The 22710-nt window shown below is 75.4% G+C and carries 22 protein-coding genes; 2 read left to right on the top strand and 20 right to left on the bottom strand.

Annotation, left to right across the window (positions count from 1 at the left end; translation table 11 throughout):
• Positions 1 to 71 precede the first annotated feature (71 nt).
• The 3 genes from FHX36_RS23660 to groES form a co-directional block, all read right to left on the bottom strand.
• On the bottom strand, positions 72 to 1670 hold the full coding sequence (locus tag FHX36_RS23660; protein WP_309147322.1) for a GGDEF domain-containing protein: 1599 nt from the start codon (positions 1668 to 1670) through the stop codon (positions 72 to 74).
• Between the two features lie 215 nt (positions 1671 to 1885).
• On the bottom strand, positions 1886 to 3523 hold the full coding sequence (groL, locus tag FHX36_RS19385; RefSeq protein WP_110554070.1) for a chaperonin GroEL: 1638 nt from the start codon (positions 3521 to 3523) through the stop codon (positions 1886 to 1888).
• Between the two features lie 117 nt (positions 3524 to 3640).
• On the bottom strand, positions 3641 to 3949 hold the full coding sequence (groES, locus tag FHX36_RS19380) for a co-chaperone GroES (RefSeq protein WP_014742799.1): 309 nt from the start codon (positions 3947 to 3949) through the stop codon (positions 3641 to 3643).
• 199 nt (positions 3950 to 4148) lie between these two features.
• Here groES and FHX36_RS19375 point away from each other — a divergent pair, with 199 nt between their 5' ends.
• The gene (locus FHX36_RS19375) at positions 4149 to 5390 is read left to right on the top strand and encodes a THUMP-like domain-containing protein (RefSeq protein ID WP_343056666.1); all 1242 of its coding nucleotides are present in this window, start codon (positions 4149 to 4151) and stop codon (positions 5388 to 5390) included.
• Between the two features lie 15 nt (positions 5391 to 5405).
• Here FHX36_RS19375 and FHX36_RS19370 read toward each other — a convergent pair whose 3' ends face one another.
• From FHX36_RS19370 to tsaB, 4 genes are all read right to left on the bottom strand, one after another.
• A complete protein-coding gene (locus tag FHX36_RS19370; RefSeq protein ID WP_110552153.1) occupies positions 5406 to 6524 on the bottom strand; it encodes an NDMA-dependent alcohol dehydrogenase in 1119 nt (372 codons plus the stop codon).
• A gap of 67 nt (positions 6525 to 6591) precedes the next feature.
• Positions 6592 to 7632 (bottom strand): tRNA (adenosine(37)-N6)-threonylcarbamoyltransferase complex transferase subunit TsaD, encoded by a 1041-nt coding sequence (tsaD, locus tag FHX36_RS19365; RefSeq protein ID WP_110552154.1) that lies wholly within the window; start codon positions 7630 to 7632, stop codon positions 6592 to 6594.
• Between the two features lie 67 nt (positions 7633 to 7699).
• Positions 7700 to 8152 (bottom strand): ribosomal protein S18-alanine N-acetyltransferase, encoded by a 453-nt coding sequence (rimI, locus tag FHX36_RS19360; protein WP_220035931.1) that lies wholly within the window; start codon positions 8150 to 8152, stop codon positions 7700 to 7702.
• A complete protein-coding gene (gene tsaB, locus FHX36_RS19355; RefSeq protein WP_110552155.1) occupies positions 8149 to 8778 on the bottom strand; it encodes a tRNA (adenosine(37)-N6)-threonylcarbamoyltransferase complex dimerization subunit type 1 TsaB in 630 nt (209 codons plus the stop codon). The genes rimI and tsaB overlap by 4 nt, the downstream gene beginning before the upstream one ends.
• A 94-nt stretch (positions 8779 to 8872) precedes the next feature.
• Here tsaB and FHX36_RS19350 point away from each other — a divergent pair, with 94 nt between their 5' ends.
• Positions 8873 to 9553: an alpha/beta hydrolase gene (locus FHX36_RS19350; RefSeq protein ID WP_110552156.1), complete on the top strand. Its 681-nt coding sequence runs from the start codon at positions 8873 to 8875 to the stop codon at positions 9551 to 9553.
• Here FHX36_RS19350 and FHX36_RS19345 read toward each other — a convergent pair.
• From FHX36_RS19345 to FHX36_RS19285, 13 genes are all read right to left on the bottom strand, one after another.
• Complete coding sequence (locus FHX36_RS19345) at positions 9550 to 11409, bottom strand: family 43 glycosylhydrolase (RefSeq protein ID WP_220035932.1); 1860 nt, start codon at positions 11407 to 11409, stop codon at positions 9550 to 9552. The genes FHX36_RS19350 and FHX36_RS19345 overlap by 4 nt on opposite strands.
• 81 nt (positions 11410 to 11490) lie before the next feature.
• Complete coding sequence (gene tsaE, locus FHX36_RS19340) at positions 11491 to 11949, bottom strand: tRNA (adenosine(37)-N6)-threonylcarbamoyltransferase complex ATPase subunit type 1 TsaE (protein ID WP_183514029.1); 459 nt, start codon at positions 11947 to 11949, stop codon at positions 11491 to 11493.
• Positions 11946 to 12572, bottom strand: coding sequence for a uracil-DNA glycosylase family protein (locus FHX36_RS19335; protein ID WP_183514027.1), 627 nt, complete (start codon positions 12570 to 12572; stop codon positions 11946 to 11948). Before FHX36_RS19335 ends, tsaE begins: the two co-directional genes overlap by 4 nt.
• Before the next feature lie 30 nt (positions 12573 to 12602).
• Positions 12603 to 13784, bottom strand: coding sequence for an alpha/beta fold hydrolase (locus tag FHX36_RS19330; RefSeq protein WP_110554326.1), 1182 nt, complete (start codon positions 13782 to 13784; stop codon positions 12603 to 12605).
• Complete coding sequence (alr, locus tag FHX36_RS19325) at positions 13781 to 14935, bottom strand: alanine racemase (protein WP_110554327.1); 1155 nt, start codon at positions 14933 to 14935, stop codon at positions 13781 to 13783. Before alr ends, FHX36_RS19330 begins: the two co-directional genes overlap by 4 nt.
• 27 nt (positions 14936 to 14962) lie before the next feature.
• Complete coding sequence (locus FHX36_RS19320) at positions 14963 to 16399, bottom strand: NAD(P)H-hydrate dehydratase (protein WP_183514025.1); 1437 nt, start codon at positions 16397 to 16399, stop codon at positions 14963 to 14965.
• Positions 16396 to 16794 (bottom strand): holo-ACP synthase, encoded by a 399-nt coding sequence (locus FHX36_RS19315; RefSeq protein WP_110553628.1) that lies wholly within the window; start codon positions 16792 to 16794, stop codon positions 16396 to 16398. The genes FHX36_RS19320 and FHX36_RS19315 overlap by 4 nt, the downstream gene beginning before the upstream one ends.
• Positions 16795 to 16889: 95 nt before the next feature.
• Positions 16890 to 18752, bottom strand: a complete 1863-nt coding sequence (gene glmS, locus FHX36_RS19310; protein ID WP_110553629.1) for a glutamine--fructose-6-phosphate transaminase (isomerizing) — start codon at positions 18750 to 18752, stop codon at positions 16890 to 16892.
• Between the two features lie 61 nt (positions 18753 to 18813).
• The gene (glmM, locus tag FHX36_RS19305; RefSeq protein WP_110553630.1) at positions 18814 to 20157 is read right to left on the bottom strand and encodes a phosphoglucosamine mutase; all 1344 of its coding nucleotides are present in this window, start codon (positions 20155 to 20157) and stop codon (positions 18814 to 18816) included.
• Positions 20158 to 20179: 22 nt separating this feature from the next.
• A complete protein-coding gene (gene rpsI, locus FHX36_RS19300) occupies positions 20180 to 20599 on the bottom strand; it encodes a 30S ribosomal protein S9 (RefSeq protein WP_110553632.1) in 420 nt (139 codons plus the stop codon).
• A complete protein-coding gene (rplM, locus tag FHX36_RS19295; RefSeq protein ID WP_110553635.1) occupies positions 20596 to 21039 on the bottom strand; it encodes a 50S ribosomal protein L13 in 444 nt (147 codons plus the stop codon). The genes rpsI and rplM overlap by 4 nt, the downstream gene beginning before the upstream one ends.
• A gap of 175 nt (positions 21040 to 21214) precedes the next feature.
• A complete protein-coding gene (locus FHX36_RS19290; protein ID WP_110553633.1) occupies positions 21215 to 21700 on the bottom strand; it encodes a beta-class carbonic anhydrase in 486 nt (161 codons plus the stop codon).
• 36 nt (positions 21701 to 21736) lie between these two features.
• Entirely contained in the window at positions 21737 to 22708 is a 972-nt protein-coding gene (locus FHX36_RS19285) for a PfkB family carbohydrate kinase (protein WP_221202968.1), read from the bottom strand.
• Between the last annotated feature and the right edge of the window lie 2 nt (positions 22709 to 22710).

The following is a 22710-nucleotide window of genomic DNA, read 5'->3' as shown; positions in this document are numbered from 1 at the left end:
TCCACCCGCCGACGCACACCGAGAGGGCCGGTCCGACGAGACGTCGGACCGGCCCTCTCGGTGTGTGCGGGTCAGTCGAGGTCGCTGACGACCCGGTCGCGGCCCAGCCTCTTGGCCCGGTACAGGTGCGCGTCGGCGCGGCTCAGCAGGTCGGTCGGGGCGGGGTCGCGGACGCCGACGGTGCTGGCCACCCCCACGCTGACGGTGACCGCCAAGCCGGCGACGACGTCGGACCAGGGCTGCCCGGCCACCTCCCGGCGCAGCTCGTCCAGCTGCCGGGCCGCGGCGGCCGGCTCGGTGCCGACGAGCACGAGCAGGAACTCCTCGCCGCCCATCCGGGCCGCGAAGGAGCCGGGGCCCGCCGTCCCGGCCTGCAGGAGCAGCTCCCCGATCGTGCGGAGCACCTCGTCCCCCACCTCGTGGGAGTACGTGTCGTTGACGGCCTTGAAGTGGTCGAGGTCGAGCAGCGCGACCGTGACGGCGGCCGTGCGGCCGCGGACCGCCCCGGGCAGGTCACCGAGCAGCCGCGGGAGCTGCTCGTCGACGTAGCGGCGGTTGTAGAGGCCGGTGAGCGGGTCGCGCAGCGACAGCTCGCGGTAGCGGCGGCTCTGCCGGCGGGCCTCCGTCGTCTCGTACATCGCCTGCAGGGCCCGCGCCCGGGCGTCGCGCTGCGCCGACTGCAGGTCCAGCGCCTCCTGGGCGTAGAGCTTGTGCTCCTCGAAGGCCGCCCGGAAGTCCTGGCCGGCGGCGTGCAGCTCGGCCTGCTCCCGCCGTGCGCGCACCCGGATGGAGGTCAGCCCGTGCTGGTCGCAGCGCCGGACGCACTCCTCGAGGGTCTCCTGGGCCTGCCGCACCCGGCCCTGGCGGCGCTGGATCTCGGCGAGGGTGAGCAGGAAGTCGGCACCGGCGTCGCCGTCCGGGGAGGCGTCGAGGACCTCCGGGCTGCGCCCCGGCAGCAGCACCTCCTCGGCCTCGGCGAGCCGGTCGATACCGATGAGCGCGCGGGCGACGGTGTCCAGCCGGCCGATGCTCAGCGCGACGCCGTGCTCGGCGGCGAGCGCCTGCAGCCGGGTGGCCAGGACCAGCGCCGTGTCGTACTCCCCGGCGAGGGTCTCGACGTAGGCGCGGTTGTTCAGCACCAGCAGCTGGCGGTCGACGTCCCCGAGCCGTTCGGCCAGCTCGAGCACCTCGGTGTAGCGCTCGCGCGCGCCGAGGTCGCCCTGGAGTCCGAGGCAGTCGGCCATCCGGGCCAGGTGGTCGATCCGCAGCGCCGGGTGCGCCCCCTCGCCGAGCAGGTCCACGGCCTGGACGGCGTGCTCCAGCGCCAGGGAGAGGTCACCCAGCTCCTGGAAGACGGCGGCGAGGAGGAAGTGGCTGCGGGCGAGGAGGTGGGGCGAGCCGCGGTCGGTGGCCCAGCGGCGCACCTCCTGGGCGACCCGGCCGGCCGCGGCGACGTCGCCGCGGCGGCGCGCCACGTCGGCCTGCACCAGCCGGCCGCGCAGCTCCAGCTCGGTCAGCCCCTGCTCGGCGGCGGCGGCGACAACCTGCTGCGCGCGCCCGCCGGCGAGGTCGTGGTCGAACCGGGAGAGCCGCTCGAGCTCGTCGAGGGTCGCGGTCAGCAGCGCGGCGTCGGGGTCACCGACAACCGTGCGCTGGACATCGATCTCCACGTCTGGCACACCTGCCCATCGGCACCGGGGGCGGCACCTTGAGCGCCGCCCTGCTCGTCCTGCCCCTCCCGGGGGACAGGATCATGCACCTCCGGGACGGGTCCGCCCCCGTCACCATGCGGTGACGGGGGCGGACGTGGTGAGCGACTGGAACGGCCCCGCTGCAGGGGCCCGCCGCGAGCGCGCGAGCGGTGGGGGGGCAGCGGGGTCCTCGATCAGTGGCTGTGGCCGTGCCCGTGCGAGTGGCCGTGGGTGTGGTGCCCGCCGTCGGACTCCTCCTCGGCGGGCTTCTCCACGATGGCCGAGTCGGTCGTGAGCACCATGGCGGCGATGGACACGGCGTGCGCCAGCGCGGCCTTGGTGACCTTGACCGGGTCGATGACGCCCTGGGCGGCCAGGTCGCCGAACTCACCGGTCGCGGCGTTGAAGCCCTGGCCGATCCCCAGCTCGCGGACGCGGCCGACGACGACCGGGCCCTCGAAGCCGGCGTTGGAGGCGATCAGCGACAGCGGGGAGTCGATCGCCTTGCGCACCGACCGGGCCCCGACCAGCTCGTCGCCGGTGAGGTCCAGGGCGTCGATCGCGCTGGCCGCGTGCACCAGGGCGGAGCCGCCACCGGGGACGACGCCCTCCTCCACCGCAGCGCGGGTGGCGGCGATGGCGTCCTCGATCCGGTGCTTCTTCTCCTTCATCTCGACCTCGGTGGCCGCACCGACCCGGATGACCGCGATGCCGCCGGCCAGCTTGGCCAGCCGCTCCTGCAGCTTCTCGCGGTCCCAGTCGGAGTCGGTCGCCTCGATCTCGCGGCGGATCTGGGCGACCCGGTCGGAGATGCCCTCGGACGTGCCGCCGCCGTCGACCAGCGTGGTGTCGTCCTTGGTGACCGAGACCCGGCGGGCGGTGCCGAGCACCTCGAGGCCCACGGAGTCCAGGGACAGGCCGACGTCCTCGCTGACCACCTGGCCGCCGGTGACGACGGCGAGGTCGGCCATGAACGCCTTGCGGCGGTCGCCGAAGTAGGGCGACTTCACCGCGACGACCTTGATGGTCTTGCGGATGGAGTTGACGACCAGGGTCGACAGCGCCTCGCCCTCGACGTCCTCGGCGACGATCAGCAGCGGGCGGCCGCCGGTCGACAGGACCTTCTCCAGCAGCGGCAGCAGGTCGGCCAGCGCGCTGACCTTGCCCTGCACGAGCAGCACGAGGGCGTCCTCGAGGACGGCCTCCATCGACTCGTTGTCGGTGACGAAGTACGGCGACAGGTAGCCCTTGTCGAACTGCACGCCCTCGGTGACGTCGAGGTCGGTGGTCATCCCGTTGGCCTCTTCGACGGTGATGACGCCGTCCTTGCCGACCCGCTCCATCGCCTCGCCGATCAGCTCGCCGACCTCGGCGTCCTGGGCGGAGATGGTGGCGACCTCGGCGATGGCCGAGCGCTCGTCGACCGGGATGGCGACCTTGTCCAGCGCCTCGTGCACGGCGTCGACGGCCGCGCGCATCCCGCGGCCCACGGCCATCGGGTTGGCGCCGGCGGCGACGTTGCGCAGGCCCTCGTGGACCAGCGCCTGGGCCAGCACCGTAGCGGTGGTGGTGCCGTCACCGGCGACGTCGTTGGTCTTGGTGGCGACGTTCTTGGCGAGCTGGGCGCCGAGGTTCTCGTACGGGTCCTCGAGCTCGATCTCCCGGGCGATCGTCACGCCGTCGTTGGTGATCGTCGGGGCGCCGAAGTTCTTGTTGATGACGACGTTGCGGCCGCGGGGGCCGAGGGTGACCTTGACGGCGTCGGCGAGCTTGTCGACGCCGCGCTCGAGGGCGCGCCGGGCGTCCTCGTCGAACAGGATGATCTTGGCCATTGCCAGACCTCTCAGGAGAGTTCTCGGGGGTGCGGGGGCAGACGACGACCGCCCCGGGACCCGGTGGTTCGGGTCGCCGGGGCGGTTGACGTGCTGGTGTTCAGCGGTGGAGCGAGGTCACTTCTCCACGACGGCGAGCAGGTCGCGCGCGGAGAGGACGAGGTAGTCCTCGCCGCCGTAGCGCACCTCGGTGCCGCCGTACTTCGAGTAGATGACCACGTCGCCGACGTTCACGTCGAGCGGGACCCGGTTGCCGTTGTCGTCGACGCGGCCGGGGCCGACAGCGATGACGGTGCCCTCCTGGGGCTTCTCCTTGGCGGTGTCCGGGATGACCAGACCGGAGGCGGTGGTGGTCTCGGCCTCGTTGGCCTGGACGACCACGCGGTCCTCGAGCGGCTTGATGTTGACCTTGGTAGCGGTCGTCACGTCGTGACGCCCCCTTCGGTGTCGGACGGGCTCTCAGTGGATGGTTCAGGTGGTGCTGATGCTGTGGCACGGGGGTCGGACCTGCCGTCGCGGGGGTCAGCCCCGACCCGTGTCGATTGGCACTCTACCCACCAGAGTGCCAGCCGCTCAACCGGGTCCCCGGTGCCACCTCCCGAGGGTGATGGGCCAGGCTGTGCGGGTGCCCACCGGGAGCGAGGAGGCCGCCGAGACCGTGCGGCAGCTGCGGTCGCTGGCGACCCCGGCCGGCGCGGCGGCGCTGAGCCGGGCCGCCGGGCTGCTGGCCGCCCGCATCGACGCGGTCGCCGCGCTGAGCCGGCTGCGCGCCGAGGTGGGCGTCGAGCTGGCCGGCCCGGCCTGGGGCATCGCCCGGCAGCGGGAGAAGGCGCGGCCGGTGTTCGGCGCGGACGCCGACCGGCTGCTGTTCACCGGCGACACCCTCGAGCAGGCCGGCCGCCCGGTGCTGGCCGACCGGCGGGCGCACCGGCTGCTGGCCGACGGCGCCGGGTCGGTGGCCGACCTGGGCTGCGCGGCGGGCACGGACACCGTGGCGCTGGCCCGCGCCGGCGCCCGGGTGGTCGCCGTCGACCGCGACCCGGTCGCCCGCGAGCTCACCGCGCTCAACACCGCGGCGCTGGGGCTGACCGGGGTCGAGGTCCGCGACGCCGACGTCGTCGACCTGGTGGCCGCGGCGGCCGACGGCCGGGTGGCCGGGTGCGACGCCGCCGTGCTCGACCCCGCCCGCCGGGCCGGGGGCCGCCGGCTGCTCGACCCGGACCGCTGGTCCCCGCCGTGGTCGACGGTGCAGGCGCTGCTAGACCGGGTCCCGCGGTGCGTGGTCAAGGTGGCGCCCGGTCTGGACCACGACCGGGTGCCCGCCGGCGTCGAGGCGGAGTGGGTGTCGGTCGGCGGCTCGATCGTGGAGGCCGTGCTGTGGGGCCGGGCGCTGTCGGCGACCTGGCGGCGGGCGACGGTGGTGGGCCGGGACGGCGCGGTGGCCGAGCTGACCGCCGGCACCGACCCCGGTACCGCCCCCGACGGTCCGGTGCGCGGCTGGCTGCACGAGCCCGACCCGGCGGTCAGCCGCTCCGGGCTGGTCGCGCTGGTCGGCGAGCAGCTCGGCGCCACCCTCGTCGACCCGACCATCGCCTACCTGACCAGCGACTCCCCCGCGCCGTCGCCGTGGGTCACCTCGTACCCGGTCACCGACGTGCTGCCGTTCAACCTCAAGAAGCTCAAGGCGCTGCTCCGCGCGGCCGGCGTCGGCCGGGTGACCGTGAAGAAGCGCGGTTCCCCCATCGAGCCGGAGGCGCTGGCCCGGCAGCTGCGGGGCCCGGGCGAGCAGAGCGCGGTCGTCGTCGTCACCCGGGTGGCGGGCGCCCCCACCGTGCTCGTGTGCGGGCCACCGGCCGCAGCCGGGTAGGCGGGCCGGGCGCGGTCAGCTGTCGTGCACGATGACGCCGCGGATCAGCTTCCCGTCCTCGAGGTCCTGGTAGCCCTGGTTGACCTCGTCCAGCGGGTACCGGCGGGTGATCAGCTCGTCGAGCTTGAGGTGCCCGCTGCGGTAGAGGCCGAGCAGCTTCGGGATGTCGGTGAGCGGGTTGCACATGCCGAAGATGTGGCCCTGGATGTTGCGCTGGTAGCCCACCACGCCCCCGTTGGCGGCCAGCTGGATCTGCTCGTCGGTGCTGCGGCCCACCGAGGTCACCGTCACCTGCGCGCCCTTGCCGACGATCGCGGTGGCCTGCCGGACGACGTCGGCGTCGAGCACGCCCACCGTGATGACGGCGTGGTCGGCCAGCTGCCCGCGGGTCATGTCGACGACGGCCTCGTGCGCCGACGCCGCGTCCGGGAAGACGTGCGTGGCGCCGAACTCCATCGCCTTCTCGCGCTTGAAGGCCACCGGGTCGACGACGACCAGGTTCTTCGCCCCGGCGAAGTGCGCGCCCTGCACCGCGTTGCTGCCCACGCCGCCGGCGCCGAAGACGACCACGGTGTCGCCCGCGGCGACCTTCGCGGCGTACACCGACGCCCCCCAGCCGGTCGGCACCCCGCAGCCCACCAGGGCGGCCACCTCGAAGGGGATGTCCTCGTCGATGCGCACGCACGAGGCCTGGGACACCACGGCGCGCTGGGAGAACGTGCCGAGCATGCAGAAGCCGCCCAGGTCGGTCCCGTCGTCGTCGTGGAAGCGGAAGCTGCCGTCGGCGAGCATGCCGGTGGCCATCTGCGCGCCCTGGTCGCAGAGGTTCTGCCGCCCGGTCGAGCAGTAGCGGCACACCCCGCAGGCGGGGATGAACGAGCAGACGACGTGGTCGCCGACCGCCACCCGGGTCACCCCGGGGCCCACCGCCTCGACGACGCCGGCGCCCTCGTGCCCGCCGACCATCGGCAGCCGGGCGACGGAGTCACCGGTGCGCAGGTGCTCGTCGGAGTGGCACATGCCCGAGGCGACGAACCGGAGCCGCACCTCGCCGGTGCGCGGCTCGTCGAGCTCCAGCTCGGTGATCTGGAAGGGCTTGCCCGTCTCGCGGATGACCGCCGCCGTGGTCCTCATGGCTGCACTGTGACGCACCCGACACGTGCACGGCCAGGCATGTCCGCCTGCCGGAAGACCGACCGGGTCAGCGCGAGACGACCTCGATCGGCAGCGAGCTGTCAGCGCCGAGCTCGATCGCGGACGGCGCGACCCCGGCCGCCACCAGCCGGGAGCCGAGCGCGGCGACCATCGCGCCGTTGTCGGTGCACAGCCGGCGGCTGGGCACCCGCAGCACGATGCCGGCGGCGTCGCAGCGCTGCTGGGCCAGCGCGCGCAGCCGGGAGTTCGCCGCCACCCCACCGCCGATCACCAGGTGGTCGACGCCGTGGTCGCGGCAGGCGCGCACGGCCTTGGCGGTGAGCACGTCGACGACCGCCTCCTGGAACGCGGCGGCGACGTCGGCGACCGGCACCGGCTCGCCGGCCCGCTCCCGCGCCTCGACCCAGCGGGCGACCGCCGTCTTCAGGCCGGAGAAGGAGAAGTCGTAGGCGGCGTCCCGCGGGCCGGTCAGGCCGCGCGGGAACGGGATCGAGCCGGGGTCGCCGTCGGCGGCGGCCCGGTCGATCGGCGGGCCGCCGGGGAACGGCAGGCCGAGCACCCGGGCGACCTTGTCGAAGGCCTCGCCGGCCGCGTCGTCGATCGTGCGGCCCAGCTCCTGCACGTCCTGGGCGAGGTCGGGCACCAGCAGCAGCGAGCTGTGCCCGCCGGAGACCAGCATCGCGATCGACGGCTCCGCCAGCCGGCCGTGCTCCAGCTCGTCGACGGCGACGTGCGCGGCCAGGTGGTTGACCCCGTACAGCGGGACGTCGAGGGCCAGCGCGTAGGCCTTGGCCGCGGCCACGCCGACGAGCAGCGCCCCGGTCAGGCCCGGCCCGGCGGTCACGGCCACCGCGTCGACGTCGTCCAGGGTCACCCCCGCCTCGGCCAGCGCCCGGTGCACCGTCGGGACCATCGCCTCCAGGTGGGCCCGGCTGGCGATCTCCGGGACCACCCCGCCGAAGCGCTCGTGCTCGGCCATCGACGTGGCCAGCGCGTCGGACAGCAGCGTCTGCCCGCGCACCAGGCCGATGCCGGTCTCGTCGCAGGAGGTCTCGAACCCCAGCACCAGCGGCTCGCTCGACGTCATGACCCGCTCCCGCGGTCGCTCCGCGCCCCGCTCGCAGACCTCGCTGCGATGCTCACTCCCTGTCCGCTCAACGAAGCACCTCCCGGCGCATCACCACGGCGTCGGCGCCGCTCAACGGGTAGTAGTTCGGCCGGCGCCCGATCTCGACGAAGCCGCGGCGGCGGTAGAAGGCCTGGGTCGGCTCGTCGTCGGCCCGCACCTCGAGCAGCACGACCGGGGTCCGGCGGTCGGCCTCGGCGAGGAGGGCGTCCAGCAGCGTGCCGCCGATCCCCTCCCCCTGGCGGGCGCCGGACACCCCGATCGTCGCGACGTGCGCCTCCTCGGGGTAGGCGATCAGCCCGGCGTAGCCGACCACGGCGTCCGCGTCGTCCACGGCGACCAGGTAGTGGCGGGTGTCGCGCATCCCCAGCTCCTCCCGGTACATCGACCGGGTCCAGGTGTCGGGGGCGAAGAGCTCCTCCTCCAGCCGCATCACCGCGTCGAGGTCGTCGCGGGTCATCTCGCGCAGCCGCACGGTCACTGCGACACCGGCTTGCGGGTCACCGAGGGCACGGCGTCCGGACGGCGGAGGTACAGCGGCTCGAGCGGTGCGGGGGTCGACCCGAACAGCGGGGCCGCCGCCCGCAGCAGCCCCGCCGTCGTCACCTCGGCGGCGGCGACGTCCCGGCCCAGCCGCTCGGCGAAGCGGACGTCGCCCACCACCGGCTCGACGACCGGGGCGTCCTCGGGCCGGTCGACGCCCGGGCCGGCGACGCGCTGCCCGTCGGCGTCGTAGACGGCCCAGTGGGCCTCCTTGCGCCGGGCGTCGGTGACCACCGAGCGGGCGCCGTCGCCGACCGCGTCCAGCGAGCAGACACCGTGCACCGGCAGGCCGCGGGCGTCACCGAGCGCCGCGGCGGTGACGACGCCGACCCGCAGCCCGGTGAACGGCCCGGGGCCCAGGCCGGTGACCACGGCGTCCAGCTCGCGCATGGCCACCCCGGCCTCGGCCAGCACCTCCCGGACGGCGGGGGTGAGCAGCTCGGCGTGCCGGTTGCCCGACGCCACGGCCCGCTCGGCGAGCACCTCGGTGCCCTGCTCGGCGGACCAGCGCGCCAGGCCGACGACGAGGGTCGGGGTGGCGGTGTCGAGCGCGAGGACGAGCACGGGAGGCCAGCGTAGTTGGGCGCGCCCGGGTCTTGCGCCCGGCCGGTGGACTTGATCGACTCCCCCGGCCCCGCCCCACGACGACAGGAACCCGATGCCCCCCACCCTGGTCCTGGTCCACGGCGCCTGGCACGGTCCGTGGTGCTGGCAGCCCGTGGTCGACGAGCTGCCCGACGTCGACGTCGTGACGGTCGCGCTGCCCAGCTCCGGCCCCGACCCCGAGTCGCTCGGCGACCTCACCGCCGACGCGGACGCCGTCCGGGCCGCGCTCGCCGGGGTCGAGGGACCCGTCGTCCTGGTGGGGCACTCCTACGGCGGCATCCCGGTCACCGAGGCGGCCACGGCCGAGCTGGGCGTGGCCCACCTGGTGTACCTGTGCGCCTTCCAGCTCGACGTCGGCGAGTCGCTGGTGGGCAGCCTGGGTGGCGCCGTGCCGTCCTGGCAGGGGGTGCAACCGACCCACGTGCAGGTGACGACGCCGGAGGCGGTCTTCTACAACGGGGTGCCCCCGGAGCTGACCGCCCGGGCGGTGGCCCGGATCGGCCTGCAGTCGACGAGCTCGGTCACCCAGCCGCTGAGCCGCGCCGCCTGGCGGGAGCTGCCGAGCACCTACGTCGTGTGCGAGCAGGACCAGGCGATCCCGGTGCCGGCGCAGGAGGCGATGTCCGGGCACGCCGGCACGGTGCTGCGGATGGACACCGGGCACTCCCCCTTCCTGTCCGCGCCCGCCGAGCTGGCGGCGCTGCTGCGGGGCGTGCTCGGGCGGGTCGGCTAGGAGACGTCCACCGCGTCGATCTCGGCGAAGAACGTCGCCCGGGTGAGGGTGACGGCGTTCCAGCCGCGGGACAGCCGGACCTCGTGCTCGACGGTCGTCCAGTTGCCCCAGGTCGTGTGGGCGAAGGTGACCACCCCGGCGTCCCGGCCGTTAACGGTGACGGTGTGGGTCGCCTCGAGCGGCCAGCCGCCGCGCTCGGAACCGTTGGCGTGGACGATGCCCAGCGTCGCCCGGCCGCCCCGCTCGGCGTGCACCTGCACGGTGACCGAGCTGTCGGCGAGGTCCAGCCCGCCGACCACGGCACCGCCGGACGCGGTGGCGTCCTCGCGGATCTTGGCGTTGGTGATCTCGCCGTCCTCGGCCTCGTACCGGGTGGCGTCCGCGGGGTCCGTCGTCGGGCCGATCGGTGGCGACGTCGGCCGCCCCGGGTGGACGTCGACGGCGTCGAGCTCGGCGGAGGCGGTGCCCCGGGTCAGGGTGACCGTGTTCACCCCCCGCTGCAGCCGGACGCCGTGCTCGACCAGCTGCCAGTTGCCCCAGGTGGTGTGTGCGAAGGTGACCACGCCGGCGTCCCGGCCGTTCACGGTGACCCGGTCGGTGGCGAGCACCCGGCCGGTGGCGTCGGTGGAGCCGTTGGCGTAGCGGATCGCCAGCGTCGCCGGCCCGGACCGGTCGGCGGTGACCTGCAGCGTGACGGAGCTGTCGGGGAGGTCCATCCCGCCGACCCCAGCCCCGCCGGAGGCGGTGGGGTCGGCGACGACGGTGGCGTGGGTGACCACGCCGTCCTCGGCCTGGTACCGGTCGCCCGCGGCCGTCACCGACGGGACGCCGTCCGCCGACCACTCCAGCCCGCTGAGGTACATGGCCCGGTAGCTGTAGGTCGGGTCCCAGCCGTGGAAGACGATCGCCGTCCCGCCCCGCCGGGTGGGCACCACGTCCTGCCCGCCCGGGCCGCGCACGTCACCCCGGAACCGGTCGGTGGTCATCAGCTCGGTCGTCGCCTTGGTGTACGGGCCGGTCAGGCTGGACGAGGTCGCGTAGGACGTCCGGTAGCCACCACCGCCGAAGTCGTTGGCCGAGTAGATCAGCGTGTAGACGCCGCCCCGCTCCACCAGCGTGGGCGCCTCGACGACGTTGCCCTCGTAGGGCCGGTCGCGGCGGATCAGCTCCTGCGGCGGCCCGGTGAGCGTGGTGCCGTCGGCGGACAGCGACTGCAGGAAGATGATCGCCGTCAGCCCGGGGCAGCAGTTGCCGTCGGCCTTCCAGAGCAGGTACAGCTGCCCGTCCTCGGTGTAGGTCGCGGCGTCGATGGCGCCGCCCAGGTCGGTGGTGCCGCGCGTGCCGTCCGGGCACACCAGCGGCTGGTCGCCGACCGGCGCGAACGGGCCGTCCGGGGACGCCGACAGCGCGACCCCGATGCACTGGCGCGGGGCCAGCTCGTCGCGCGCGGTGTAGTAGAGCGCGTATCCGCCGCCCGGGACGGCGGAGACCTCGGGCGCCCAGATGCACCGGTCGGTGGCACCGCCGGGCGCGAAGCTGCACTCCCCCACCCAGTCGCCCAGCGTGGGCAGCACGTCGGCCTGCGGACGCCAGTGCACCAGGTCCCGCGAGGTGCGGTGCTGCACGTTCTGGCCCTCGGAGTTGGTCGCGTAGGCGTGGTAGACGCCGTCGACCAGCAGCACGTCGGGGTCGGGGAAGTTGGCGTCGATGACCGGCTCGATCGTCGCCGGGCCGTGCCCGCTCCCGGCGCCCGGCGGGGCGGCCTGGGCGGTGCCGGCGGAGACCGGGACCAGCAGGCCGAGCGCGAGCAGCAGCCCCCCGATCCAGGCCGGGATGCGCGTCCTCGTCGGTGTCACGGTGCACCTCTCGGGCCGGAGCCGGGTCCCGAGGATCGTGACCTGGCTCACTCCGGCCGTCAACCGCCCCCGTCGCGCAGGTCAGCCGGCGCCGTCGCCCAGCCGCTGCTCCCAGCCGGGGCCCACGGGCACCAGCCGGGCGGTGCGCACGTCGTCGTCCCGGCGGTCGAGCTCGACGACGAGGTGCTCGTCGGCCAGCTGCTCGACCAGGCCGTGGCCCCACTCCACGACGGTCACCGCCTCGTCGGTGGTGGCGTCCAGGTCCAGGTCGTCGACGTCGGCCATGCCCGACAGCCGGTAGGCGTCCACGTGCACCAGCGGGACCCGGCCGCCGCGGTGCACCCGGGCCAGCACGAAGGTGGGCGAGGTGACCGGGCCGGGCACGCCGAGGCCCGCCCCGATGCCCTGGGTGAGGGCGGTCTTCCCGGCCCCCAGCGGTCCGGCCAGGACGACGAGGTCGCCGGGCCGCAGCAGCTGCGCCAGCTCCCGGCCGAACGCCTGGGTGTCGGCGACGGTGGGGAGCTCCTGCTCGCGCCTCACAGCGTGCCCGCCACCGCGGTGAGGTCGGCCAGCAGCGCCGCGCGGGGCGCCCCGTTCGGGCCGAACCGGATGGCCGCGGAGGGGTGGTAGGTGACCCAGACCGCCCGGCCGTCGACCTCGTGCGGCCGGCCCCGCACCTCGCCCAGCACCGTGCGCGGCCCGAGGAAGAACTTCGCCGAGGACAGCCCGAGGGCCACCACCACCCGGGCGTCGAGCAGGTCGAGCTGGCGGCGCAGCCACCCGCTGCAGCGGGCGACCTCCGGCGACCTGGGCGTCCGGTTGCCCGGCGGCCGGCACTTCACGATGTTGAGCACCGCGCAGTCGGCCCGGTCCAGGCCGGCCTGGCCGAGCAGCTGGTCCAGCAGCGCACCCGACCTGCCCACGAACGGCCGGCCGGTCTCGTCCTCGGTCGCGCCGGGCGCCTCGCCGACGACCACCAGCCGCGGCCGGCCGGTCGCCGGGACGTCGCCGACGACGACGTGCTGGCGGGTGGCGGCGAGCTCGGGGCAGGCGACGCAGGACCGGGCGACCTCGGCGAGGGCACCCCAGTCGGGCGCCGCCGCGGCGGTGCGGGCCACCTCGTCGGCGGCCGCGTCGAGGCGGGGCGGTCGGAGGGCGGCCACGCCAGCACCCTACGACCCGGGCTCAGCGGGTCACGCGCTGCGGGCACCCTGCTCGGCGGCGACCCGGCGGATCAGCTCGCCCAGCGCGGCGGTCACCTGCTCCGGCTTCTCCAGCAGCACCAGGTGGCCGGCGCCGGGGACGACGACGAACTCGGCGTCCGGCAGCTCGCCGGCGATCCGCTCGCTGTGCTGCATCGGGATCATCTTGTCCGCGTCGCCGGTGAGCACCAGCACGGGCACCCGGCGCAGCGGCTCGACGGCGCCGCTCGCGTCCAGCCCGGCGATGGCGGGGTACAGCTCGGCGATCACGTCGACCGGGGTGCCGCCGATCATCGCGTCGACGTAGCGGCCCAGCGCGGGGTCGACGTCGGTGGAGGCGAACGACAGCGACCAGGTGGCCGCCGAGACGATGCCCTTGGCCAGCTTGCGGGTGTGCTCGGCGAGGGCCGGACGGCGGCGCATCGTCCACGCCGCGACCGGCAGCACCGCCGCGCGCACCCGGGTCAGCAGCTGCGGCAGTCCGAAGTCGAGGTCGGCGAGGTTGCCGCTGGAGGTGGAGACCAGGGCGACGCCGGCGATCCGGGTGCCGAACAGCTCCGGCCGCCGCTGGGCGAGGGTGAGCACGGTCATCCCGCCCATCGAGTGCCCGACGAGCACCACCGGCCCGCGGGGCGCCCGGGCGTCGATCACCACCTCGAGGTCGGCGGCGAGCTGGTCGATGGTGGCGTGCTCGGCGTCGCCGCGGCCGGAGGCGCCGTGCCCGCGGTGGTCGTAGAACACCAGCCGCGCGCTGGGCCGGTGCCCGTTGGCGGTGGCCAGCTGGGCGCCCAGGTCGCGGCGCTGGAAGGTCCAGGACGCCATCGACAGCGCGTAGCCGTGCACGAAGACGGCGGTCAGCGGCGCGTCCAGCGGGCCGATCTCCTCCACCGCCAGCAGCACCCCGTCGTCGGTGTGCACCAGGGCGCTGCGGTCCGCGCTGCGGCTCGCCGAGCCCAGCGGGTCCTGCTGGCGCAGCTCGCGGGCCGGGACGTCGGCGACCTCGCGGCCGTCGTCGCCGGCCTGCCCGGCCAGCTGGTTGGCCCGGACGGCGGAGGTGGCCGAGCGGGTGACCGCCACCCCGATCGCCGTCCCGGCGGCGGCCAGGCCGACCGCGGCGCCGATCAGCCCCGCCGTCCGGCCGAGGTGGTGCGGCCCGTGGTCGCCCCGGCTCACCGGACCACCCCGGCCGACCCGACGTACCGGCGGGAGAACCGCCCGCCGACCCGGGTGACCAGCTCGTAGTGGATGGTGTCCAGCGCCTCGGCCCACTGCTGCGCGGTCGGCTCGCCCTGCCCGCCGGGGCCCCACAGCACCACCGGGTCGCCGGGGGCGATCTCGTCGTCGCCGACGTCGAGCACGAACTGGTCCATGCAGACCCGCCCGGCGATGGTGCGCCGGGCACCGGCGGCGAGCACCGGGGCGCGGTTGCCGGCGGCGCGCGGCACGCCGTCGGCGTAGCCGACCGGCACCAGCGCCAGGGTGGTCTCGGCCTGCGTGGCGTAGGTGTGCCCGTAGGAGACCCCGGTGCCGGCGGGCACCCGCTTGGTGAGCGCGACCCGCGCCTGCACGGTCATCGCCGGGCGGAGCCCGTAGGGCGCGGGGTCGCCGCCCAGCGGGTCCAGGCCGTAGACGGCGACGCCGGGCCGGACCATGTCGCACCAGGTCTCCGGGAGCGCCACGGTGGCGGCGGAGTTGGCCAGGTGCCGCCGGGCCTCGGTCAGGCCGGCCCGCCGGGCGAGCGCGACGGCCTCCTCGAAGACCCGCACCTGGGCACCGATCGTGGGGTGGGTGGGCGCGTCGGCGTAGGCCAGGTGGCTCCACAGCCCGGTGACGACGACGTCGCCGTCGGCCTGGGCGCGCGTCGCCGCGGCGACCAGCCCGGGCCAGGCCTCGGGGGTCGCGCCCTCGCGGGACAGCCCGGTGTCGGCGAACAGCTGCACCCGGGCGGTGCGCCCGGTGGCGCGGGCCGCGGCGACCAGCTCGGCCAGCGCCCACTCCGCGTTGACCGAGATCTCGACGTCGGCGGCCAGCCCGGCGGCGTAGTCCTCACCCGGCGCGTGCTGCCAGGACAGCAGCGGGGCGGTGACCCCCGCCGCGCGGAGCGCCAGCGCCTCCTCCAGCACGGTCACGCCGAGCGCGTCGGCGCCGCCGGCCAGCGCGGCCCGGGCGGCGGGCACCAGGCCGTGCCCGTAGGCGTCGGCCTTCACGACCGCCATGAGCGGCCGGCCGACCCGCTCGCGCAGCGCGGCCACGTTCGCCGCGATCGCGTCCAGGTCGACGACCACCTCGGCGCGGCTGCCGATCCCCTGCTCCACCGTCGTCACGGTCCCCACTCTCCCAGGCGGCCGGGCTCAGCCCGCGCTGCCGCGCAGCCGGGCGATGGTCCGCGGCAGGTGCCGCACCAGGTCACCGGCGATCAGCGGGCCCTCCTCGGCGGCCAGCTGCCCGGCCCGGCCGTGCACGTGGGCGGCGACGGCGGCGGCCTCCCCCGGCGGCACCCCGGTCGACAGCACGGCCCCGAGGACGCCGGCCAGCACGTCACCGGTGCCCGCCGTGGCCAGCCACGGGGTGCCGGTGCCGTTGACGTACGCGGTGCCGTCGGCGTCGGCGACCACCGTGGCGTCGCCCTTGAGCAGCACGGTGCACCCGAGGTCGGCCGCCCCGCGGCGGGCGGCGGCGACCCGGTCGGGGCCGACGTCGCCGAACAGCCGGGCGAACTCCCGGTCGTGCGGGGTGAGCAGGGTGGGCGCCGTCCGGTCGCCGACCAGCTGCCGGTGCCTGGCCACCAGGGTGAGCGCGTCGGCGTCGACCACCACCGGCAGGTCGGTGCCCAGCACCTCGGCGAGCACGCTGCGGGCGGCGTCGTCGGTGCCTGCGCCGGGGCCGACCACCCAGGCCTGCACCCGCCCGGCGTCGCCCGGCCGCCCGGAGGTGACGATCGCCTCCGGCCAGGCGGCGCGGACGCCCTCGGCGGCGGTGCCGGCGTAGCGGACCAGGCCCGGCCGGGTGCGCAGCGCGGCACCGGTGCACAGCACGCCGGCGCCGGGGTAGCCGGCCGAGCCGGCGATGACGCCGACCACCCCGCGGGAGTACTTGTCGTCCTCGGGGCCGGGGGCCTCCAGGTGCACGGCGACGTCGGCGTCGGTGAGCTGCCGGACGTCGGGGTCGGGCAGGTGATCGGCCAGCCCGATGTCGACCAGGTGCACGGTGCCGGCGTGCTGCCGGCCCGCGCCTACCAGCAGCCCGGTCTTCACCGCGCCGAAGGTCACCGTGTGCTGGGCGGGGAACGCCGCACCGGGCACGTCCCCGGTGTCCGCCGCGACCCCGCTGGGCACGTCGACGGCGACGAGCAGCCCGGGGCCGGCGGTCGCCGCGCGCACCAGCTGCACCGCGTCGTCGCGCAGGCCGCCGGACCCGCCGATGCCCACGATCCCGTCGAGCACCAGGTCGGCCCGCTCCAACCCGGTCTCCCCGCCGGCGGCCACCCGGCCACCGGCCCGCCGCAGCGCGGCCAGCCCCGCGGCGTGCGCCCGGTCGGGGGCCAGCAGCACGGCGGTCACCTGCGCGCCGCGGGACGCCAGCAGGGCGCCGGCGAGCAGCGCGTCGCCCCCGTTGTCACCGGACCCGACCAGCAGCACCACCCGCACGCCGTGCGCCCGGCCCAGCAGCCCGAGGCAGACGGTGGCCAGCCCGGTGGCGGCGCGCTGCATCAGCACCCCGGGGCGCAGGCCGGCCATCGCGGCCTGCTCGGCGGCCCGCACCTGGGGCGCGGTGTAGAGGTCGATCACAGGTGCTGCCGGCCCTGCGGGTGCACTCCACCCTCGGCGATGACCACGGCGGAGGCGATGCCCCCGTCGTGGCTCAACGACACGTGCCAGGACGTGACGCCGAGCTCGGTGGCCCGGCGGGCGACCGTGCCGCGCACCACCAGGTGCGGGCGGCCCCGCTCGCCGACGGTCACCTCGGCGTCGTGCCAGTGCAGGTCGCCCGGTGCCCCGAGCGCCTTGGCCAGCGCCTCCTTGGCGGCGAACCGCGCGGCGAGCGACTCCCCGGTGCGCTCGGCACCGGAGGGGGTCACCTGCTCGGCCGCGGTGAACAGCCGGTCGCGGAGCCCGGGGGTGCGCTCCAGGGAGGCGGCGAACCGCTCGATCGGGCACACGTCGATGCCGACGCCGATGATCACCGACCCAGTCTGTCAGTGGCATGGCGACGTGCTGGAACGGCCTCGTTGCAGGGTCCCGCGGCGAGCGGAGCGAGCCGTGGGGGGCAACGAGGTCCTTATTCCACGGTGACGGACTTGGCCAGGTTGCGCGGCTGGTCGACGTCCAGGCCCCGGGTGGCGGCGATCTCGCAGGCCAGCACCTGCAGCGGCACGGTGGTGACCACCGGCGCCAGCAGCGTCGGCGTCCGCGGCACCCGGATCAGGTGGTCGGCGTAGGGGACGACGTCCTCGTCGCCCTCCTCGGCGATCACGATGGTGCGCGCCCCGCGGGCCCGCACCTCCTGGATGTTGCTGACGACCTTGCCGTGCACCGACCCGCGGCTGCGCGGCGACGGGACGACGACCACGACCGGCGTGCCCTGGTCGATCAGCGCGATCGAACCGTGCTTGAGCTCGCCGGCGGCGAACCCCTCGGCGTGGATGTAGGCGAGCTCCTTGAGCTTGAGCGCGCCCTCCAGGGCCACCGGGTAGCCGACGTGCCGGCCCAGGAACAGCAGGGTGTTCTCCCCGGCCAGCGAGCGGGCGAGCTCGCGCACCGGCTCCATGCTCTCCAGCACGGTGGCCACGGCGTCGGGCAGCGCGCGCAGGTCCTCGACGATCGCGGCGACCTCGTCGGCGTACTTGACCCCGCGCACCTGGGCGAGGAACAGGCCGACCAGGTAGCAGGCGACGACCTGGGTCAGGAAGCCCTTGGTCGAGGCGACGGCGACCTCGGGGCCGGCGTGGGTGTAGAGCACGGCGTCGGACTCGCGCGGGATGGTCGACCCGTTGGCGTTGCAGATGGCCAGCACCTGGGCCTTCTGCTCCTTGGCGTGCCGCAGGGCCATCAGGGTGTCCATCGTCTCGCCGGACTGGCTGATGACCACGACCAGGGTCGAGCGGTCCAGCACCGGGTCGCGGTAGCGGAACTCGCTGGCCAGCTCCACCTCGACCGGGATGCGGGTCCAGTGCTCGATGGCGTACTTGGCGATCAGGCCCGCGTGGTAGGCGGTGCCGCAGGCGACGACGAACACCTTGTCGATGCCCCGCAGGTCCTCGTAGGAGAGGCGCACCTCGTCCAGCACCAGCTCGCCGGCCTCGCCGAGGCGGCCGAGCAGGGTGTCGGCGACCGCCCGCGGCTGCTCGGCGATCTCCTTGAGCATGAACCAGTCGTAGCCGCCCTTCTCCGCCGCGGCCGCGTCCCAGTCGACGCTGTAGGCGGTGGGCTCGACGACGGTGCCGGTGAAGTCGGTGACGGTGACGCCGCGCTCCCGGTGCAGCTCGACGACCTGGTCCTGGCCCAGCTCGAGGGCGTTGCGGGTGTGCGCGATGAACGCGGCGACGTCCGAGCCGACGAAGTACTCGCCGTCACCGACCCCGACCACGAGCGGGCTGTTGCGGCGGGAGGCGACCAGCGTGTCGGGCTCGGAGGCGTGGACCGCGACGAGGGTGAACGCGCCCTCGAGCCGGCGGCTGACCGCGCGCATCGCCTCGGCGAGCCGGCCCGGGCCCTCGGGGGTCCGCGGGTACTCGGCGGCCAGCAGGTGGGCGACGACCTCGGTGTCGGTCTCGGAGCTGAACTCGACCCCGGTCGCCTCGATCTCGGCGCGCAGCGGGGCGAAGTTCTCGATGATGCCGTTGTGGATGACCGCGACGGAGCCGTCGGCGGAGACGTGCGGGTGGGCGTTGCGGTCGGTCGGCCCACCGTGGGTGGCCCACCGGGTGTGCCCGATGCCCAGCGTCGAGGGCGGCAGCGCCTCCTCGGCCAGCTCCTTCTCCAGGTTCGCCAGCTTCCCGGCCTTCTTGGCGGTGCTCAGCCCGCCGTCGGCCAGGACGGCGATCCCGGCCGAGTCATAGCCCCGGTACTCCAACCGGCGCAGCCCTTCCAGGACGACGTCCAACGAGTCCTGCGGGCCGACGTACCCCACGATGCCGCACATTCGACCGAGGATACCGGCGGTCGGGGGCCGGCGACCTCACCCGCAGGAGGGGGGCGGGTCGTCAGCGCGTGGCGGCGACGACCTCGGCCAGCCGGGCGGCGACGGCGTCGGCCTGCTCCTGGGTGGGCGCCTCGACCATCACCCGCACCAGCTGCTCGGTGCCGGAGGGGCGCAGCAGCACCCGGCCGGAGTCGCCGAGCTCGGCCTCCACGGCGTTGACCGCCGCGGCGACCTCCTCGCTCTCCGCGACCGCGAGCCGGTCGGTGACCGGCACGTTGACCAGCGTCTGCGGCAGCCGGTGCACGACCGAGGCCAGCTCGGCCAGCGAGGCGCCGGTGGAGCTCATCCGGGACAGCAGCGCCAGGCCGGTGAGCAGCCCGTCGCCGGTGGTCGCCCAGTCGAGGAAGACCAGGTGGCCGCTCTGCTCGCCACCGAGGGACAGCCCGCGGGAGCGCAGCGCCTCCAGCACGTAGCGGTCGCCGACCGCCGTCGTCTGCACCGCGATGCCGGCCTGGCGCATCGTGTGGTGGAAGCCGAGGTTGCTCATCACCGTCGCGACGACGGTCTGGTCGGTGAGGTTGCCGCTCTCGTGCAGCGCGAGGGCGCAGATCGCCAGGATCACGTCACCGTCGACGACGTCGCCGTCAGCGGTCACGGCCAGGCAGCGGTCGGCGTCCCCGTCGTGGGCGATGCCGATGTCGGCCCCGTGCCGGGCCACGGCGTCGATCAGCGGGCCGAGGTGGGTGGAGCCGATGCCGTCGTTGATGTTCCAGCCGTCGGGCTCGCCACCGATGACGTGCACCTGGGCACCGGCCCGGCGGTAGACCTCGGGGGCGCAGCGGAAGGCGGCGCCGTGGGCGCAGTCGACGACGACGCGCAGCCCGCGCAGCGGCTCCCGCAGGGCGGAGAGCACGTGGGCGGTGTAGTCCTCGGCGGCCCCGGCCAGGTCGCGGACCCGGCCGATGCCCCCGCCGGTGGGACGGTGGTCGACACCGTCGCGCCCGGTGACCCGCTGCTCGATGGCGGCCTCGACGGCGTCGGGCAGCTTGTGCCCGCCGCGGCTGAACAGCTTGATGCCGTTGTCCGGCATCGGGTTGTGGCTGGCCGAGAGCATCACGCCGAGGTCGGCGTCGGTGCGGCCGGTCAGGTGGGCGATCGCCGGCGTGGGCAGCACGCCCACCCGCAGCACCTCGGCGCCCGCGCTGGCCAGGCCGGCCACGACGGCGGCCTCGAGCATCTCCCCGCTGGCGCGGGGGTCACGGCCGACGACCGCGACGGGACGCGAGGTCCCGTCGCGGTCGGCGAGGACGCTGGCCGCCGCACGGGCGACCGAGAGGGCCAGCTCGGGCGTCAGGTCGGCGTTGGCCCGACCACGGACGCCGTCGGTCCCGAAGAGGCGACCCATGGAAGGACGCGGACCCGACCCGTCAGCGCTTGGAGTACTGAGGGGCCTTGCGGGCCTTCTTCAGCCCGTACTTCTTGCGCTCGGTGACGCGGGCGTCACGAGTGAGGAAGCCGGCCTTCTTCAGCGCGGGGCGGTCGTCGGGCTCGACCTCGATGAGGGCCCGGGCGATCGCCAGGCGCAGCGCGCCGGCCTGACCGCTCACGCCGCCACCGTGCAGGATGCCGACGACGTCGTACTGCTCGGCCTTCTCCAGGATCACGAACGGCTCACGGATGAGCTGCTGGTGCACCTTGTTGGGGAAGTACTCCTCGATGGTGCGGCCGTTCAGCTTGAACTGGCCGGTGCCGGGGAGGAGGCGCACCCGGACGATGGCCTCCTTGCGGCGGCCGACGGTCTGGATGGGACGCCCGTCGGCGTCGGTCACGGTCAGTGCGCTGGTCACTGGGCCACCTGCTTGATCTCGAAGGTCTGGGGCTGCTGGGCGGCGTGCGGGTGCTCAGGCCCGGCGTAGACCTTGAGCTTGGAGAGCATCTGCCGGCCCAGCGTGTTGTGCGGCAGCATCCCCTTGACGGCGCGCTCGATGACGCGGTCGGGGCGGGTCTTCAGCTCGTCGCCGACGTTGATCGCCCGCAGACCGCCCGGGTAGCCCGAGTGCCGGTAGGCGATCTTGGAGTCGCGCTTGGAGCCGGTGAGGGCCACCTTGCCCGCGTTGACGATGACGACGAAGTCGCCGGCGTCGATGTGCGGCGCGAACTGCGGCTTGTGCTTGCCGCGCAGGAGGATCGCGGTCTGGCTGGCCAGTCGACCGAGCACCACGTCGGTGGCGTCGATGACGTGCCAGGCCCGGGTGATGTCACCGGGCTTGGGGGAGTACGTGCGCACGAGGCTCACTGTCCTTCGTCATGGGGCGGGTGGCTGGTGGGATCGCCTCACCGAGCACGGGAGACTTGGGCGGGCCCGACGAGATCGGGAGCCCCGGACGCGCGCGCACCAACCGGCGTCGCGCACCAACCGAGCACGATACCAGCCGGCAGACCCCGCCCCGCCCGCGCCCGGGTCAGCTGATCTCGCGCAACCGCCCGCTGGCCACGTCGTACACCGTGCCGCGCACCTCGGTGCTGAGCAGGTAGGGGGTCTCGCGGATCGTCCGCATCGACTCCCGGACGTCGGCGTCCACGTCGGTGAAGGTGCGGGCCGGCCACGGCGGGCGGTGCCCCGTCGTCCGCTCCACCAGGTCGGCGAAGTCCTGGTCGGTCGACTTCTGCAGCCCGCAGTCGGTGTGGTGCACCAGCACCACCGCGCGGGTGCCCAGCAGGTGCTGGGAGATCGCGACCGAGCGCAGGGTGTCCTCGGTGACCACGCCGCCGGCGTTGCGGATCACGTGCGCGTCGCCGACCTCGAGGCCGAGCAGGCCGAACAGCGGCATGCGGGAGTCCATGCACGCGACGACGGCCACCTTGCGGGCCGGCGCCACCGGCAGGTCGCCGGGGAACTGCCCCAGCCAGGCCTCGTTGGCCGCCAGCATCCGGTCGATCTCCGTCACGTGCCCCTCCTCGCGCCGTCGTCTGCGTCGGAGACGCTAACGCGCGGCCGGGCGGCGGGCACCGCCACGTCGCCGGCCCTCCTCGGCCAGCCGGCCCACCTCGGCCGGGTCCAGCCGGCGCCGCCCGCCGGTGCCGGGCACCGTGAGGGCCGCGGCCGCACCGGCCTCCCACGCCGCGGTGGCCGGGTCCGCGCCGCGGAGCAGCGCCACGGTGAGGGCCGCGACGACCGGGTCGCCGCCGGTGGGGTCGGCCGGGTCGTCGGCCAGCAGCGGCACAAGCTCCTCGCGGAGCCGGCCGCCGGGCTCCCGCCACACCGTCAGGTCGCCGTCCTCGCCGGTGGCCACGCTCACCACCCGTGGCCCGGCCGCGCACAGCTCCTCGGCAGCGGCCCGGACGTCGTCCAGCCCGCCCAGCTCGCCGTCCACCCACAGCCCCGCCTCTACCGCGTCCGCGCGCAGCACGTCGACCGAGGCCAGCAGCGCCTCCCGGGTGCCGGCGTCCGGCGGGGCCCCGTCGGCCACCCGGAGGGCGCCGCGCCCGGTGGCGGCCAGCGCTGCCCGCACCGCCTCCCCCGGCTGCTCCAGCTGGAGCACGACCGCACCGGCCCGGGCGAGCAGCGGGGCCGCCGCGGCGACGTCGGCCGCGGTGAGCAGCGTCGGGCCGGGCGCCTCCTCCAGCAGCCGCCGGGTGCCGCCGGGCTCCACCAGGTCGACCAGCAGCGCCGTCGGCACCGGGCGGCGGGCGATGCCGGAGATCCACAGCCCGTCAGCGACCGCCTGGGCGAGCACCTGGTCACCGGCCGGGTCGTCGCCCAGGACGCCGACCACCGCCGCCGGGCAGCCGAGCTGGACCAGCGCGACCGCCTGCTGGGCGCCCCTGCCACCGAGCAGCTCGCGCCGCCGGTGGACGGTGGTGCTGCGCCCGCCACGGGGCAGCCGGTCGATCTCCAGCACGAGGTCCCGGCCCACCTGGCCGACGACGACCGCAGGGCTCCCGGGGTTGATCACGC

Origin of the sequence: Modestobacter versicolor (genome assembly GCF_014195485.1) — a bacterium.
Classification (GTDB): Bacteria; Actinomycetota; Actinomycetes; order Mycobacteriales; family Geodermatophilaceae; genus Modestobacter; species Modestobacter versicolor.
The sequence above is the reverse complement of the archived record's forward strand: the minus strand, read 5'-3'. Positions and strand labels throughout refer to the sequence as shown.